Here is a 12,358-nt window from a genome sequence, read left to right on the forward strand (position 1 = left end):
CAGTTATGAAAAAAATTATGATCTTTTTATTAATCTTACTTCTTTTTGCTTGCGGAGGCAAAAAACAGACTAAACAGCCATCTACCGAGTATCTTTATACAACAGAGGCATTTAAAGTTGTAGAGCAAATAAGGCAGGCCTATCAAAATAAAGATAACTCTGGCATAAGACAATACTGTTCTGAGTCTGCATACAGAGAGATAGTTGCATCAATAAAGCCTTTTGACAGGGCAGAGCTTGAATTCACACCAGTTCTTGTAGAGATGGAAAATGATGGCTACAGACTTTATGTTTCATGGAATGGAAAATGGAGCTATATTGGCAATGAGACAGAAGAGAGAGGACTTGCAATATTTTTGATGAAAGGTAATCCACCACGGGTTGAAAAAATTCTTAGAGGAAATCCTTTTAGATATCCTGATTAACCAAATCTACCAGTGATATATTCTTCTGTTAATTTGTTTGATGGAACAGTGAATATTTTGTCAGTTTTATCGTATTCAATGAGTTCACCAAGCATCATAAATCCAGTCCAGTCAGAAATTCTTGCTGCCTGCTGCATATTGTGGGTAACAATTATTATGGTTACTCTGTCTTTCAATGACACAATAAGTTCTTCGATCTTTCCTGTTGAAATAGGATCAAGGGCACTTGTTGGCTCATCAAATAGGATAATCTCAGGCTCCACTGCCAGTGCTCTTGCAATGCAGAGGCGTTGCTGCTGTCCTCCGCTCAGTCCAAAGGCACTTGTATTAAGCTTGTCTTTTACTTCATCCCATAATGCTGCATCTTTCAAAGCTTTTTCTACCCTGTGTTTTAGTTCTGTTCTGTTTTTTATTCCTTTAAGTTTTAATCCGTAGGCAATGTTTTCAAAGATTGTCATAGGAAAAGGCGTAGGTTTCTGGAATACCATACCAATTTTGCTTCTTAATTCAATCAGGTCTGTATCTTTTGAAAGAATGTTTTTTCCTTGAAAAATTATTTCCCCTACATATCTATTGCCTGCATAAAGGTCATGCATCCTATTAAAACATCTAAGCAAAGTTGTCTTTCCGCAACCACTTGGTCCGATAAGTGCTGTAACTTTATTTTTATAAACCGTCATATTTATGTTTTTAAGAGTGTGAATGTTTCCAGTATAGTAAAAATTAAGATCTTTTACCACAATTTCCGGTGTCAATCTTTATACCTCCTTTTTATAAGCAATCTTCCAGTTATTGTTGCCAGTAAAATAAAAACAGTTATCATCAAAGAGGCACCCCATGCCTGGGTATGCCAGTCTTCATAGGGTCCCATTGCATACTGGAATATGGTTACAGTAAGGGATGCTATTGGTTCATTCATATTTAGTGAGAAAAATGTGTTATTAAATGATGTAAACAGAAGTGGAGCTGCTTCTCCTGTAACCCTTGCAATTGCAAGAATAATTCCCGTTAAAATTCCAGTTGCTGCACCACGATAAACAACCTGAATAATTACCTTATAGTACGGAGCTCCCAAAGCAAAGGCAGCTTCTCTTAATGTCCAGGGAATAAGAGAGAGCATGTTTTCAGTTGTTCTTAATACCGTAGGAATCATAATGATACCAAGAGATACAGCACCTGCCCATCCACTGAAGTGTCCAAGAGGCTTAACTATAACTGCATAGACAAAAGCACCAACAATTATTGCAGGAACACTGACCATAATATCAGCAAGAGTGCTTATTACTTTTGAAATTTTATACTTTCTTCCATACTCTGCAAGAAAGGTGCCTCCGAGAACTCCCACTGGAACACCAATTAGTGTTGCACATATGGTAATCATAAGGTGTCCTACAAAGGCATTTCGTAAGCCTCCACCTTGTTCACCTGGTGGAGCAGGGTCATTTAGAAATAAAGCAGGATTTATTGCAGTTATACCGTGTCTTAAAACATCAATGATTATAAAAAATAACCAGAATATACCCCACAAAGCTGTAAGAAAACATACAAAAAGTGCTATGCCGCTCAATATTTTTCTTCTCTTCATGATCATCTTTTCTCTGCCCTTACAAGAAAAGCTTTTGCTATTGCAAGAATTGCAAAGCTCATAATAAATAAGAGAAAGGCAAGATAATAAAGGGAGCTTAAATAAATGTCTTTATCAGCTTCTGTAAATTCATTGGCAAGCTTTACGGTAACTGTTGCTGCAGCTTCAAAAAGAGATTTCGGAATCTGATTCAAGTTTCCAAGAACAAAGGCAACTGCCATTGTCTCTCCCAACGCTCTTCCAAGAGAAAGTCCAACTCCACCAAGAACTCCTAATTTTGAATAGGGCATGACCACATCTTTTACTACTTCCCATTTTGTAGCTCCCATTGCATATGCAGACTCTTTAAGCACTGCCGGTGTAAGATTAAAAGAATCTCTTGCTAATGATGCTGTAAAAGGAATAATCATGATACTTAAAATGATGCTTGCAGTAAAAAGATCAACACCAAGAGGTGTTCCTTCAAAAAGTTTTCCAATTAAGGGGACTTTACCGATTGTTGACTGAAAAAAGGGCTCTATATACTGACTCATTATTGGGGCAAGGGTGAAAAGTCCCCACATTCCGTAAATAATACTTGGGATTGCAGCTAAAAGCTCTATGCTCGTGCCTATGATGCCTTTCAAAAAAGGAGGTGCTATTTCAGTGATGAATATTGCTATTCCGATTGCTATTGGTGTAGCAAGAAGCAGGGCTAAAAAAGCTGTAATCAGTGTTCCAGTTAATGCAGGCAATGCACCAAAGACTTCCTGAACTGGGTCCCATTCAGTTGAAAAGATAAATTCTTCAAATCCGAACCTATTCATTGCGGGAAGAGATTCTTTGAAAAGAACTAAAAAAATTCCAGCACTGATTATAATAACACTAAAAGCTGTAACTGCTGTAAATACCAGAAATCCGAAATCAAGAATTTTGCTTTTTTGTATGGACATTTCCTACTATTATATTAAAATTATGTTACAGCAATGTTACAATCTGAGGGACTAATTGGTAGTGTAAAATTTTTTATGTGTAAAATTGACAGAGCAATAAAAGAGGGTGTATCCTCCATTAAATTAACCAAAAATCAAACAAAGAAAGGAGGAATACATCCATGAAAGAAAAACCTTTAACTAATTTAAGATTACCAGATTTATGGAAAGAATTCAACAGTAATTTTAATGAATCTTTCTGGGAAGAATTTGAACAAAAAATGAAGTTAATGAAGAAAAAGTTTATTGAATTAGCATTACAAGAGGAGATAACAGCACTTACAGGGGCTCAAAAATATGAAAGAACCCCAGAGAGAGTTTACCGTAGGAATGGATACTGGAAGAGATACATAATCCTGAAAGATGAAAAGGAATGTCTTTTTGAAGCTAAGAAAATATATAGTGCAGAGAATTTAAGAGAGGCAAAGAGAAACTTTCAGTTATGGGAGAGCAAGTGGGGTAGACTTTATCCTAAAGCAGTAGAGTGTATAAGGAAGAACTGGGAGCAATTGACAGCTTTTTACAAGACTCCGAAGAGTTTATGGAAGAAGTTAAGAACAACAAACATAATAGAGAGGGCATTTAGGGAAGTAAGGCGAAGAACGAGAACTATGAGTTGTTTTAATAATGTTGAAAGTATTGAAAGAATAATTTTTGCAGTGATAAGCCATTTAAACGAAAAATGGAGGAATACACCTATTTATGAATTTACACAAAATTATTGACATTACCGACTAATTTTTAGAATTTTCTTGATTTAATGATGTAAGAATAAAAGGCAGCAGCTTTGGTTGGAATTCTTTTGTAGTCTCTGAAGTCAACTCTGTAAAGTCCAAATCTTGCATCAAGACCGTGAAGCCATTCATAGTTGTCAATCAATGACCAGTAAAAATATCCTCTTACATCAATTCCTTCTTTTATTGCACTTTCAAGGACATCAATATGGGCTTTAATGAACTTTATTTTTTTGTTATCATCTTTTGTGGCAATTCCATTTTCAGTAATAATGAGGGGAACATTTAGTTTTGAAGCATATCTGAGTACTTTTTTCAAACCCTTTGGATATATCTCCCATCCCATATCAGTAAGTCCATATCCATCAATATCTCTGTGTCTTAACTCTATTAAAAGTTTTTTCAGGGGATTAAATCGCATGTGGACCCTTGTGTAGTAGTTTATTCCAAAAAAGTCAAGTTTATTTTTAATTGGTAGGTCTAATTCCACTGTTTTTTTGAATGGAATAGGCAGAATTATTTTGCCAGTGAGAAATCCCTCTATAATTGAGTGATTATAGAAGTGTTTTGCTATTTTTTTTATTAATCTATCAAAGGGATTCCACTTAAGCCAGGGGGCAAAGACCGCCATGTTATGGGCTATACTAACCATGGCATTTTTGTTGTTCATATGAAGGAGTTCGTAAATTTCACTATGACATATTAGAATATTTCTTAAGGCTTTTAAAGCAAGCTCTAAATCCTTATACCCTGGAGGAATACATCCTTCTATATATCCTCCCAGAATAAGAAGATAGGGTTCATTGAAGGTGATCCAATAATCAACTCCCTTAATATTTTCAATAAGTCTTTCCGCATACTCCTTAAACTTTTCAATAGATTTTTTTGTGTGCCATGGATACTTTTTTATAAACCAAACTGGATGAGTGAAGTGATGAAGAGTAATCATCGGAATTATATTATTCTCATTAAGAAGATCAATAACTTTCTGATAATGTTTGACTACATCCTTGTTCCAGTAGTCCTCTGATGGCTGAATTCTGCTCCATTCAATGGAAAATCTGTAGGCATTGACACCAAGGTTTTTAATTAGTTTGATGTCTTCTCTATATAGTTCATAGTGATTCGTTACCTTTGGATTCAGATTAAATATACTGTCCCAGGTAGACCAGTCAGCATAGGGAGAGCCTTCAAGTTGAAAGGCTGATGTAGCAACTCCCCATAGAAAGTTACGCTTTGAATTTTTTAGGTATTCTGATTGAGACTGTTGTTCCCCTGCCATATTCACTTTCAATGGAAATTTTTCCTCCAATTAAATCAAGTAAAGATTTGGATATATATAATCCAAGTCCTGTGCTATCATGCATTTTTTTATTAAAGGAATCAAGTGAGCAGTAAGGCTGAAATAGACTTTTAGTGTCTAAATTTTTAATTCCCTTTCCAGTGTCAGATATAACTATTTTGACAAAATTTTCTTCAACAACCAGAGTGATTGTAATAAAGCCTCTATCAGTAAATTTCACTGCGTTTGATGTTATGTTTAATAGAATCTGTTTTAGTTTAATGGGGTCTGAATAGACAGAAAAATTCTTTACACTACAATTCAACACAATTTCTATGGGTTTAGTGGCAACTAAAATTTTAGTCCACTCGTAGATTTCGTAAAGCAGTTCAACAATATCAAATTCTTCAAGAAATAACTCTGTCTTACCACTTTGAATTTTGCCTATTTCCAATGTATTACTTATTAAATTTTTCATGTAAACTGCCTGAGAAAGTAGCAAAGATATGTAGTTTTTTATTTTATCTTTATCCATCTCAGTCAGGCTTAGTTCAAGTAATTTTGCAACATTAATTATTGCATTTATTGGTGATTTAAGTTCATGAAAGAAAAGTGATAAATCAGATGTTTTTCTCTCAGTCATTTCTTCTATCTTCAAAAATTATTGATCTTTTATGTAATCTTGACCTTCTTTTTGCTTCAGCTTTAACTTCTGAAGCAATTGATGCTAAATGGGCGAATGAAGATATTTTTCCATTTCTGTTGCTTACAATAGCACAGGTAATGGAAAGAAGAGGAAACTTTTCTGTCTCTTCTTTCCTATTTTTTGATATGTAGTATCCCTTATGAAAATCATCACCATGAAAACAAAATAAATTTTTTTCAAAGGCTTCTATGAGTTCTTCACATATGGTTTTTGCTTCATCTACATCTGTAAGAATAATGAAATCATCTCCACCTACGTGTCCAACAAATATTAAAGGATTTTTCTTTGATATGTTATGAAGAATCTCTCCAAGTGTAATAATTACTTTATCTCCCTTTTCAAATCCGTAGTAGTCATTATAGGGTTTGAAGTTATTTATATCTATGTAAGCTATATCAAATAATTTTCCATATAAAATTCTCTTTTCAATCTCTCTCTTTATTGCCCAATTTCCAGGCAAACCTGTGAGAGGATTAGATTCTCTTGCAAGCATAATGGTTTTTTGAGTTAAAAAATTCAAAAGAATATTTATTGGAAGAGTTCCGTAATAAACATTATTTTTTGTAACTATTATATCATCGTAAATGTTTTCCATTTTTCTTGTCTGAACAAGCATGGAAGCTTCTTCTATGGTGAGATAATAATCAATAATCAAAGAGGGTTTTTCCATAACTTCATATATCTTTTTTCTTGCATTAAGATGAATTCCGTAACCGAATCTCCCGAGTACAGTTTTCTCAAGAAATCTCATTCTAACTAGTTGACCAACTACTTCTCCCTTCTCATTTACTACTGAAATCAGATTTAACTTTTCATCTTTCATAAATTTAAAAAAGGCGTCTGTCACTGAACAATCCCATAGAATTGGAGAAATGCTTTCAGCAATATCACCGATTAGTAGATTGAGAATGTCTATTTCACTCTTAACTACCATTGCTTTTTTTTATGATATTTGGAGCTGGCATTCCAAGAAGATAACCCTGTAGAAGGTCAACATCGAGCTTTAAAATTTCAATTAACTCTGTCTGGGTTTCTATTCCCTCTGCTAATACCATTATGTCCTTTTTATGGCAAATATCTACTGTGAAGGCAATGAAATCTCTACAAAAAGAGTTTTTCTTTAAACCTGATATGAAGTATCTATCTATCTTTACCATATCTGGCTCGACTAAAGTAAAAAGCTTTGGACCACCAAAACCCGCACCAAAGTCATCAATTGCTATTTTATATCCTCGGATTTTGTAATAATCTATGGCTTTAAGAAAAACTTCATAGTTTTCAATCATTGTATGTTCAGTAATCTCAAGCACGATTTTTTCCTTTGAAAGCTCAAACTCCTCAGCAAATCTATCGGTTAACCCTATTTCGTGATTGGGATGAAGTAAAGTTTCTGGACAAACATTTATAAAAAGATAGTTTTCTAATTTTTGAGCTTTTGCCTCTTTCATTGCATTTCTTCTACATATCATGTCAAGAAAATAAAGAGAACCATCTGTCTTCGCATTTTCAAATAATTTTTTAATATCAATTCGTTTTGTTCTGTGCCTTGCAAGAGCTTCGTATCCGAAGATTTTGCCTGTCTTTGCTGCAAAAATAGGCTGAAAGTGGACTGTTAGCGCAGCATAAGTAGTTTTGACTTCATTTAGTTCAGCCTGTAGTTGTAGCATTTTTCCCTCCAAAGAGCATTTTTATAGATGATAGCAGAAAATTGTTACAGCATTTTTAAAAAAATGTTAAAAAAATGTTAATTTTTCGCAAAAATTTAACAGAAATTTAATATTAATTTAATATTCCTGTAACCTGAATTAGCTATCATTAAACTAAAAATATGCTTTTATGCGACTTTCATATTCATACCAAATACTCAGATGGCTCAATGGAATTAAGAAAAGTCATTGATATTTTTGGACAGGCAGGTTTTGATGTAATTGCCATCACAGATCATGTCGTAAATGGGGACAGCATGATTGGCAAACTTGCATACAGATTCCGCTTTACAATTACTGAGAAAAATTTTGACGAATACATTGAAAACATAAAATATGAAGCAGAAAGAGCATGGAATAAATATGAAATGCTCGTTATTCCAGGAGTTGAGATAAGCAAGAACTATCTTTCCTCTGAAAAATCAGCTCATTTACTGATAATTGATATAAAGGATTTTATTCCAGCCTGTGACAGTTATGAGTCAATATTTCTGCAAGCAAAAAAACAGAATGCCCTTGTGATTGCCTGCCATCCCCATCACATGAAAGGTGAGATAAGGAATACGCTTTATCTATGGAAAAACAGACAAAAATACGGCAAATACATAGATGCCTGGGAGATTGCAAACAGAGATGATGTTTTCAGGGTTGTAAGCCTAAAAAAATATCCCTATATAGCAAATAGCGATTTTCACAAACCAAGACATCTTTACTCTTGGAAAACACTTCTTAATTGCGATAAAAATGTCGAGTCAGTCAAAAACTGTATAAAGAACAACAAAGGCGTAGCAATAACACTTTTTAGGGGGTAAAAATGTTAACGATTATTTTATTAGTTATTTCTCTGAGTTTCACAGCCTATCTGGTTCAGATTTTAGCACTTAGAAAAAAACTAAAAGAGAGTCATTCATCTGATTTTAATCCGCCCGTGTCAATTATCAAGCCTCTTAAAGGGCTTGATGATAATCTTTTTGACAATCTTGAGAGTTTCTGTAAGCAGGATTATCCGGTTTATGAGGTCATACTGTCTTTGCAGGATCACAACGATCCAGCTTACAGGGTAGCAGAAAAAATCAGAAAGAAGTATCCAGATATTGTCAGGATCGTAGTTGACAACTCTTCAAGGGCATTAAATCCAAAGGTAAAGAACATGCTATCTGCCTACAGAGAGTCAAAGTATGAATATTTTTTAATAAGTGATAGCAATGTATATGTGGATAAGGATTATCTAAGAAAAACAGTTTCTGCAATGGATGAAAACACAGGACTTGTTACAAATTTAATAGTAGGAGTTAGAGGTAAAAGCATTGGTGCACTACTTGAAAATCTTCAGCTTAATTCCTTTATTCTGCTAAGTGTTTGTTTTCTTGACAAGTTTTTGAAAATGCCCTGTAGCATCGGTAAATCAATGCTAATGAGAAAAAGAGATTTTGAAGAGATTGGCGGACTCAATGCTGTAAGTAATGTTCTTGCAGAAGATTACATTATCGGAAAATTAATTCATGAGCATGGTAAAAAGGTAGTTCTCTCAAATTATTTAATTAAAAATGTAAACGAATACTGGTCAATTAGAAGGTTTTTGAACAGACACACAAGGTGGGCAAAAATCAGATGGAAGATTGCTGGCTTTAAGTATTTTGTAGAGCCAATAAATAATCCTTTATTTTTAGCAGCACTTGTTCCTGTTTTGGAAGGTTTTACAAGACTATCAATAGCCTTTTTCTTTATTGCCTGTCTATACAAGATTTTGATTGATGTATATGTAGCCAGGCTTGTAAACTTCAAAATTGGTTTTTCCAGCTTACTTATTCCCATTAAAGATCTTTTAATTGGTTTTTTATGGGTTGTTCCGCTTTTTTCAAGCAGGTTAATGTGGAGGGATAATATCTATAAAATTGGAAAAGATACAGTGCTTTTTGAGCAAAGAAACTCTTGGAGTATAAAGAATATATTTGTTAAATTCAAGGAAGCATTTATTTCTTAGGAGACAAGATGAGAATTGCAGTTATTGGAGATATTCATGGCAATATGGAAGCACTCAAAGTAGCCTATGAGGTTGCTCAAAAAAGTGGTGCCGAGAAAATTTTTCATCTTGGTGACCTTGGTGGATATGCCCCTTTTGTAAATGAGGTTGTTGATTTTTTAATTGAGAATAATATCCCTGGAGTTCAAGGTAATTATGATGAGGCAGTTGCCTTTAATAAAGAGCACTGTGGTTGTAAGTATGAAGATGACTTTCAGGCAGAGATGGCTCATCTTTCCTTTGAATGGACAAAGAAAAATGTAAATGAAAAGGCAAGAGAATACATGAAGAGTCTTCCTTTTAGGGTTGATTTTGAAGTTGAGAGTAAAAAAATTAGTATCTTTCATGCTACACCTACCAAGAATAATCTTTACTGGTATGAACAAAGGCAGGACAAATTTTTTCTTCTCATGGCTAAAAAAGCTGGAGCAGATGTTATGATTTATGGACATACACATATACCCTATTTTAAACAGCTCAATGGAAAATACTTTATAAATGCTGGAAGTGTAGGAAAACCAAAGGATGGTGATCCGAGAACCTGTGTTTGCATTATTGATATTTTAAGGGATACTGTCAAGGTAGAATTCATCAGAAAAGAGTATGACATTAAAAAAGTTGTTGATTCAATCATTGAAAGGGGTCTCCCCACATACTTTGCTATAAAACTTATGAAAGCAAAATAGGAGGGCAAAAATGAACAGAGGAAAAATTTTATTAATCGATGACAAAGAAGAAGACCTGAGAGTTACAAAAGAACTTCTTGAAAAGGCTGGTTACACCGTTATTGAGAACCTGGGCTGGTTAGGCTCAACAAAAATGATTAAGACATTTAAACCTGATTTGGTTCTTCTTGATGTAAATATGCCAGCTCTTTCAGGAGATAGACTGTACGATTTGTTTGAACAAAGTGTAAGGGCAGACGGAATTCCAGTTATATTTTATTCATCTCTTGAAGAGAGCTTGTTGAAAAGATTGGTTCTTCAGAAGCAGGTTAGAGACTACATTGCAAAGGGTGATGTTTTCCTGCTTTATAAAAAAATTTCCCATCACATCAAAAAAGCCCATTAGCCCCCCCTCCTCCCAACAGAAGAGATTGCTCGGGTTTTTTCCCGAGTGATCTCATTTGATTTTTGTTTGTTAAACTGATAAACTTTTCAGTATGAGTCTAATAAATATACCAGCTATAGCTGTAGTTTTAAATGATAGAGATGTTTTATCCTTAGACAGAAAATTATTAACTGAAGCTGATCTTATTGAATTGCGGGTTGATATGTTTGAGAATACTCAGGAAGTTGAGAAAATTTTTTCTATTGCAAAAACAAAGTTTAATCTTCCTCTTCTCTGTACAATAAGAGCAATAAAAGAGGGTGGCAAAAGAGACATTCCTGATAGACTTGATGTATATGTTAGATTAATTCCCTTTTGTGACTTCTTTGATATAGAGATTTTCTCTGATGAAGCAGAGACTCTACGCAAAATTAGTTTTAAACACAACATAAAACTCATAGCTTCCTATCATAGATTTGATTTGACTCCTTCATTAGATGAACTGGAAATGGTCTTTGAAAAAGGCAAAAGGCTTGGTGCAGATATTGTTAAGATTGCCACAATGGTAAATGAAAAAGAGGATATTGAAAGACTTACCATTTTTCTATTGAAACAAAAACATGAGAACATTGTTGTAATTGGAATGGGAGAGAAAGGAAAACCAACGAGAGTAATCTTCCCTTTTTTGGGCTCTCTTATTACTTATGCCAGTTTGAATATATCTTCAGCTCCAGGACAGATTTCTCTGAGTGATATGGCGAGTATCTTTAAAAAAATTGGGTTGAGAAAGTAAATAACGAGCCCGAAGAGGACATCTTCGGGCTTAAAGAAAGGGATATTACTTTATGTATGTTTTCCAGTAAGCTTTTATTTTATCCTTAACAGATTTTGGCAAAGGTACATAATCAAGTTTTTTAGCAGTTTCATCTCCATTTGTAAAAGCCCAGTCGAAGAATTTTATTACGGATTTGTTAACATCTGTTTTCTCTCTTGCAAGAAGAATGTATGTCGCACCAGTGATTGGCCATGCTTTCTTACCAGGTGCATTTGTCATCCAGGCATAGAAGTGTTTTTTAGGGTCAAGGTCTGCAGTGGCTGCTGCTTCAGCAAAACTCTGAAAATCAGGTGTTACAATCTGCCCTGCTGGGTTTTTAAGCTTTACGGTAGAAAGTTTATTCTGAAGGGCATATGCAAACTCAACATATCCAATTGAATAGGGAGTTCTTTTTACATAATTGGCCACTCCCTCATTACCTTTGCCACCAAGACCTGTCTTCCAGCTTACAGATGTTCCATAACCTACTGAATCTGCCCATTTTTTACATGCAGTTGTAAGGTAATGCGTAAAAATGGCAGTTGTTCCTGAACCATCAGAGCGATGCACAACTGTGATAGGTTTTTCAGGCAACTGAAGATTTGGATTCAATGCCTTGATTTTTGGGTCATTCCACTGTTTAATCTCACCAAGAAATATCTCACACATTGTAGTTCCATCAAGAACCAGAGCATTAGAAGTAATGCCAGGAATATTAACAACTGGCACAACTCCACCTATCACAGCAGGAAACTGAAGAAGACCTGATTTTTCTAATTCCTCAGGTTTAAGTGCCATATCAGATGCACCAAAATGAACTGTTCTTTCTGTAATCTGTCTGATTCCGCCACCAGAGCCAATTGATTGATAGTTGATTTTAATTCCTGTTACTTTGTGATAATTTGCTGCCCAGGTTGAATAAAGTGGATAAGGGAAAGTAGCTCCAGCCCCATTGATCATTTCTGCAGAATGTGCCAGCGTGAAACTAAAAAGCAATACAATGAAACAAACTAAGGATAAGTACCGCATAAAACCCTCCTTTTTGATATTTTTCCGGGATCA

At 34.6% G+C, this 12,358-nt stretch carries 15 protein-coding genes; 7 read left to right on the forward strand and 8 right to left on the reverse strand.

What is annotated here, in order from left to right:
- Positions 1 to 5: 5 nt before the first annotated feature.
- Positions 6 to 425 carry a Tim44 domain-containing protein gene (locus TAGGR_RS02740; RefSeq protein WP_153000423.1) on the forward strand — a complete coding sequence of 140 codons (420 nt, stop codon included), beginning with the start codon at positions 6 to 8 and terminating at the stop codon, positions 423 to 425.
- On the opposite strand, the gene pstB is transcribed toward TAGGR_RS02740, so the two are convergent.
- The 3 genes from pstB to pstC are packed head-to-tail and all read right to left on the reverse strand — an operon-like array spanning position 422 to position 2,942.
- On the reverse strand, positions 422 to 1,180 hold the full coding sequence (gene pstB / locus TAGGR_RS02745) for a phosphate ABC transporter ATP-binding protein PstB (protein WP_059175830.1): 759 nt from the start codon (positions 1,178 to 1,180) through the stop codon (positions 422 to 424). The genes TAGGR_RS02740 and pstB overlap by 4 nt on opposite strands.
- Positions 1,177 to 2,016 (reverse strand): phosphate ABC transporter permease PstA, encoded by an 840-nt coding sequence (pstA, locus tag TAGGR_RS02750; RefSeq protein ID WP_059175831.1) that lies wholly within the window; start codon positions 2,014 to 2,016, stop codon positions 1,177 to 1,179. The genes pstB and pstA overlap by 4 nt, the downstream gene beginning before the upstream one ends.
- Positions 2,013 to 2,942 (reverse strand): phosphate ABC transporter permease subunit PstC, encoded by a 930-nt coding sequence (pstC, locus tag TAGGR_RS02755; protein WP_059175832.1) that lies wholly within the window; start codon positions 2,940 to 2,942, stop codon positions 2,013 to 2,015. Before pstC ends, pstA begins: the two co-directional genes overlap by 4 nt.
- Before the next feature lie 161 nt (positions 2,943 to 3,103).
- Here pstC and TAGGR_RS02760 point away from each other — a divergent pair, with 161 nt between their 5' ends.
- A complete protein-coding gene (locus TAGGR_RS02760) occupies positions 3,104 to 3,706 on the forward strand; it encodes an IS256 family transposase (protein ID WP_059175833.1) in 603 nt (200 codons plus the stop codon).
- Positions 3,707 to 3,722: 16 nt separating this feature from the next.
- Here TAGGR_RS02760 and TAGGR_RS02765 read toward each other — a convergent pair whose 3' ends face one another.
- The 4 genes from TAGGR_RS02765 to TAGGR_RS02780 are packed head-to-tail and all read right to left on the reverse strand — an operon-like array spanning position 3,723 to position 7,370.
- Positions 3,723 to 4,997, reverse strand: a complete 1,275-nt coding sequence (locus TAGGR_RS02765; RefSeq protein WP_059175834.1) for a glycoside hydrolase family 1 protein — start codon at positions 4,995 to 4,997, stop codon at positions 3,723 to 3,725.
- On the reverse strand, positions 4,945 to 5,640 hold the full coding sequence (locus tag TAGGR_RS02770) for a sensor histidine kinase (protein ID WP_153000424.1): 696 nt from the start codon (positions 5,638 to 5,640) through the stop codon (positions 4,945 to 4,947). Before TAGGR_RS02770 ends, TAGGR_RS02765 begins: the two co-directional genes overlap by 53 nt.
- A complete protein-coding gene (locus tag TAGGR_RS02775; protein ID WP_059175836.1) occupies positions 5,633 to 6,637 on the reverse strand; it encodes a GGDEF domain-containing protein in 1,005 nt (334 codons plus the stop codon). The genes TAGGR_RS02770 and TAGGR_RS02775 overlap by 8 nt, the downstream gene beginning before the upstream one ends.
- Positions 6,627 to 7,370, reverse strand: coding sequence for an EAL domain-containing protein (locus TAGGR_RS02780; RefSeq protein ID WP_059175837.1), 744 nt, complete (start codon positions 7,368 to 7,370; stop codon positions 6,627 to 6,629). The genes TAGGR_RS02775 and TAGGR_RS02780 overlap by 11 nt, the downstream gene beginning before the upstream one ends.
- 161 nt (positions 7,371 to 7,531) lie before the next feature.
- Between TAGGR_RS02780 and TAGGR_RS02785 the strand changes: the two genes are divergently transcribed.
- The 5 genes from TAGGR_RS02785 to aroD all read left to right on the forward strand — a co-directional run bounded on the left by TAGGR_RS02785 (position 7,532) and on the right by aroD (position 11,275).
- Positions 7,532 to 8,221: a PHP domain-containing protein gene (locus TAGGR_RS02785; protein WP_059175838.1), complete on the forward strand. Its 690-nt coding sequence runs from the start codon at positions 7,532 to 7,534 to the stop codon at positions 8,219 to 8,221.
- A gap of 2 nt (positions 8,222 to 8,223) precedes the next feature.
- The gene (locus tag TAGGR_RS02790) at positions 8,224 to 9,393 is read left to right on the forward strand and encodes a ceramide glucosyltransferase (protein WP_059175839.1); all 1,170 of its coding nucleotides are present in this window, start codon (positions 8,224 to 8,226) and stop codon (positions 9,391 to 9,393) included.
- Between the two features lie 8 nt (positions 9,394 to 9,401).
- Entirely contained in the window at positions 9,402 to 10,118 is a 717-nt protein-coding gene (locus TAGGR_RS02795) for a metallophosphoesterase family protein (RefSeq protein ID WP_059175840.1), read from the forward strand.
- A 10-nt stretch (positions 10,119 to 10,128) separates the two neighbouring features.
- Positions 10,129 to 10,503, forward strand: a complete 375-nt coding sequence (locus tag TAGGR_RS02800; RefSeq protein WP_059175841.1) for a response regulator — start codon at positions 10,129 to 10,131, stop codon at positions 10,501 to 10,503.
- Between the two features lie 91 nt (positions 10,504 to 10,594).
- A complete protein-coding gene (gene aroD / locus TAGGR_RS02805) occupies positions 10,595 to 11,275 on the forward strand; it encodes a type I 3-dehydroquinate dehydratase (protein WP_059175842.1) in 681 nt (226 codons plus the stop codon).
- Between the two features lie 45 nt (positions 11,276 to 11,320).
- Here aroD and pstS read toward each other — a convergent pair whose 3' ends face one another.
- Positions 11,321 to 12,325 carry a phosphate ABC transporter substrate-binding protein PstS gene (gene pstS / locus TAGGR_RS02810; RefSeq protein WP_059175843.1) on the reverse strand — a complete coding sequence of 335 codons (1,005 nt, stop codon included), beginning with the start codon at positions 12,323 to 12,325 and terminating at the stop codon, positions 11,321 to 11,323.
- Positions 12,326 to 12,358 lie beyond the last annotated feature (33 nt).

The sequence above is a fragment of the Thermodesulfovibrio aggregans genome, assembly GCF_001514535.1.
GTDB classification, from domain to species: domain Bacteria; phylum Nitrospirota; class Thermodesulfovibrionia; order Thermodesulfovibrionales; family Thermodesulfovibrionaceae; genus Thermodesulfovibrio; species Thermodesulfovibrio aggregans.

Excerpts from the sequence above, each read along its gene's own strand:
- TAGGR_RS02740 (WP_153000423.1), top strand. The coding sequence starts at position 6 with ATGAAAAAAATTATGATCTTTTTATTAATCTTACTTCTTTTTGCTTGC.
- pstA (WP_059175831.1), bottom strand. The coding sequence starts at position 2,016 with ATGATCATGAAGAGAAGAAAAATATTGAGCGGCATAGCACTTTTTGTA.
- pstC (WP_059175832.1), bottom strand. The coding sequence starts at position 2,942 with ATGTCCATACAAAAAAGCAAAATTCTTGATTTCGGATTTCTGGTATTT.
- TAGGR_RS02760 (WP_059175833.1), top strand. The coding sequence starts at position 3,104 with ATGAAAGAAAAACCTTTAACTAATTTAAGATTACCAGATTTATGGAAA.
- TAGGR_RS02765 (WP_059175834.1), bottom strand. The coding sequence starts at position 4,997 with ATGGCAGGGGAACAACAGTCTCAATCAGAATACCTAAAAAATTCAAAG.
- TAGGR_RS02770 (WP_153000424.1), bottom strand. The coding sequence starts at position 5,640 with ATGACTGAGAGAAAAACATCTGATTTATCACTTTTCTTTCATGAACTT.
- TAGGR_RS02775 (WP_059175836.1), bottom strand. The coding sequence starts at position 6,637 with ATGGTAGTTAAGAGTGAAATAGACATTCTCAATCTACTAATCGGTGAT.
- TAGGR_RS02780 (WP_059175837.1), bottom strand. The coding sequence starts at position 7,370 with ATGCTACAACTACAGGCTGAACTAAATGAAGTCAAAACTACTTATGCT.
- TAGGR_RS02785 (WP_059175838.1), top strand. The coding sequence starts at position 7,532 with ATGCTTTTATGCGACTTTCATATTCATACCAAATACTCAGATGGCTCA.
- TAGGR_RS02790 (WP_059175839.1), top strand. The coding sequence starts at position 8,224 with ATGTTAACGATTATTTTATTAGTTATTTCTCTGAGTTTCACAGCCTAT.
- TAGGR_RS02795 (WP_059175840.1), top strand. The coding sequence starts at position 9,402 with ATGAGAATTGCAGTTATTGGAGATATTCATGGCAATATGGAAGCACTC.
- TAGGR_RS02800 (WP_059175841.1), top strand. The coding sequence starts at position 10,129 with ATGAACAGAGGAAAAATTTTATTAATCGATGACAAAGAAGAAGACCTG.
- aroD (WP_059175842.1), top strand. The coding sequence starts at position 10,595 with ATGAGTCTAATAAATATACCAGCTATAGCTGTAGTTTTAAATGATAGA.
- pstS (WP_059175843.1), bottom strand. The coding sequence starts at position 12,325 with ATGCGGTACTTATCCTTAGTTTGTTTCATTGTATTGCTTTTTAGTTTC.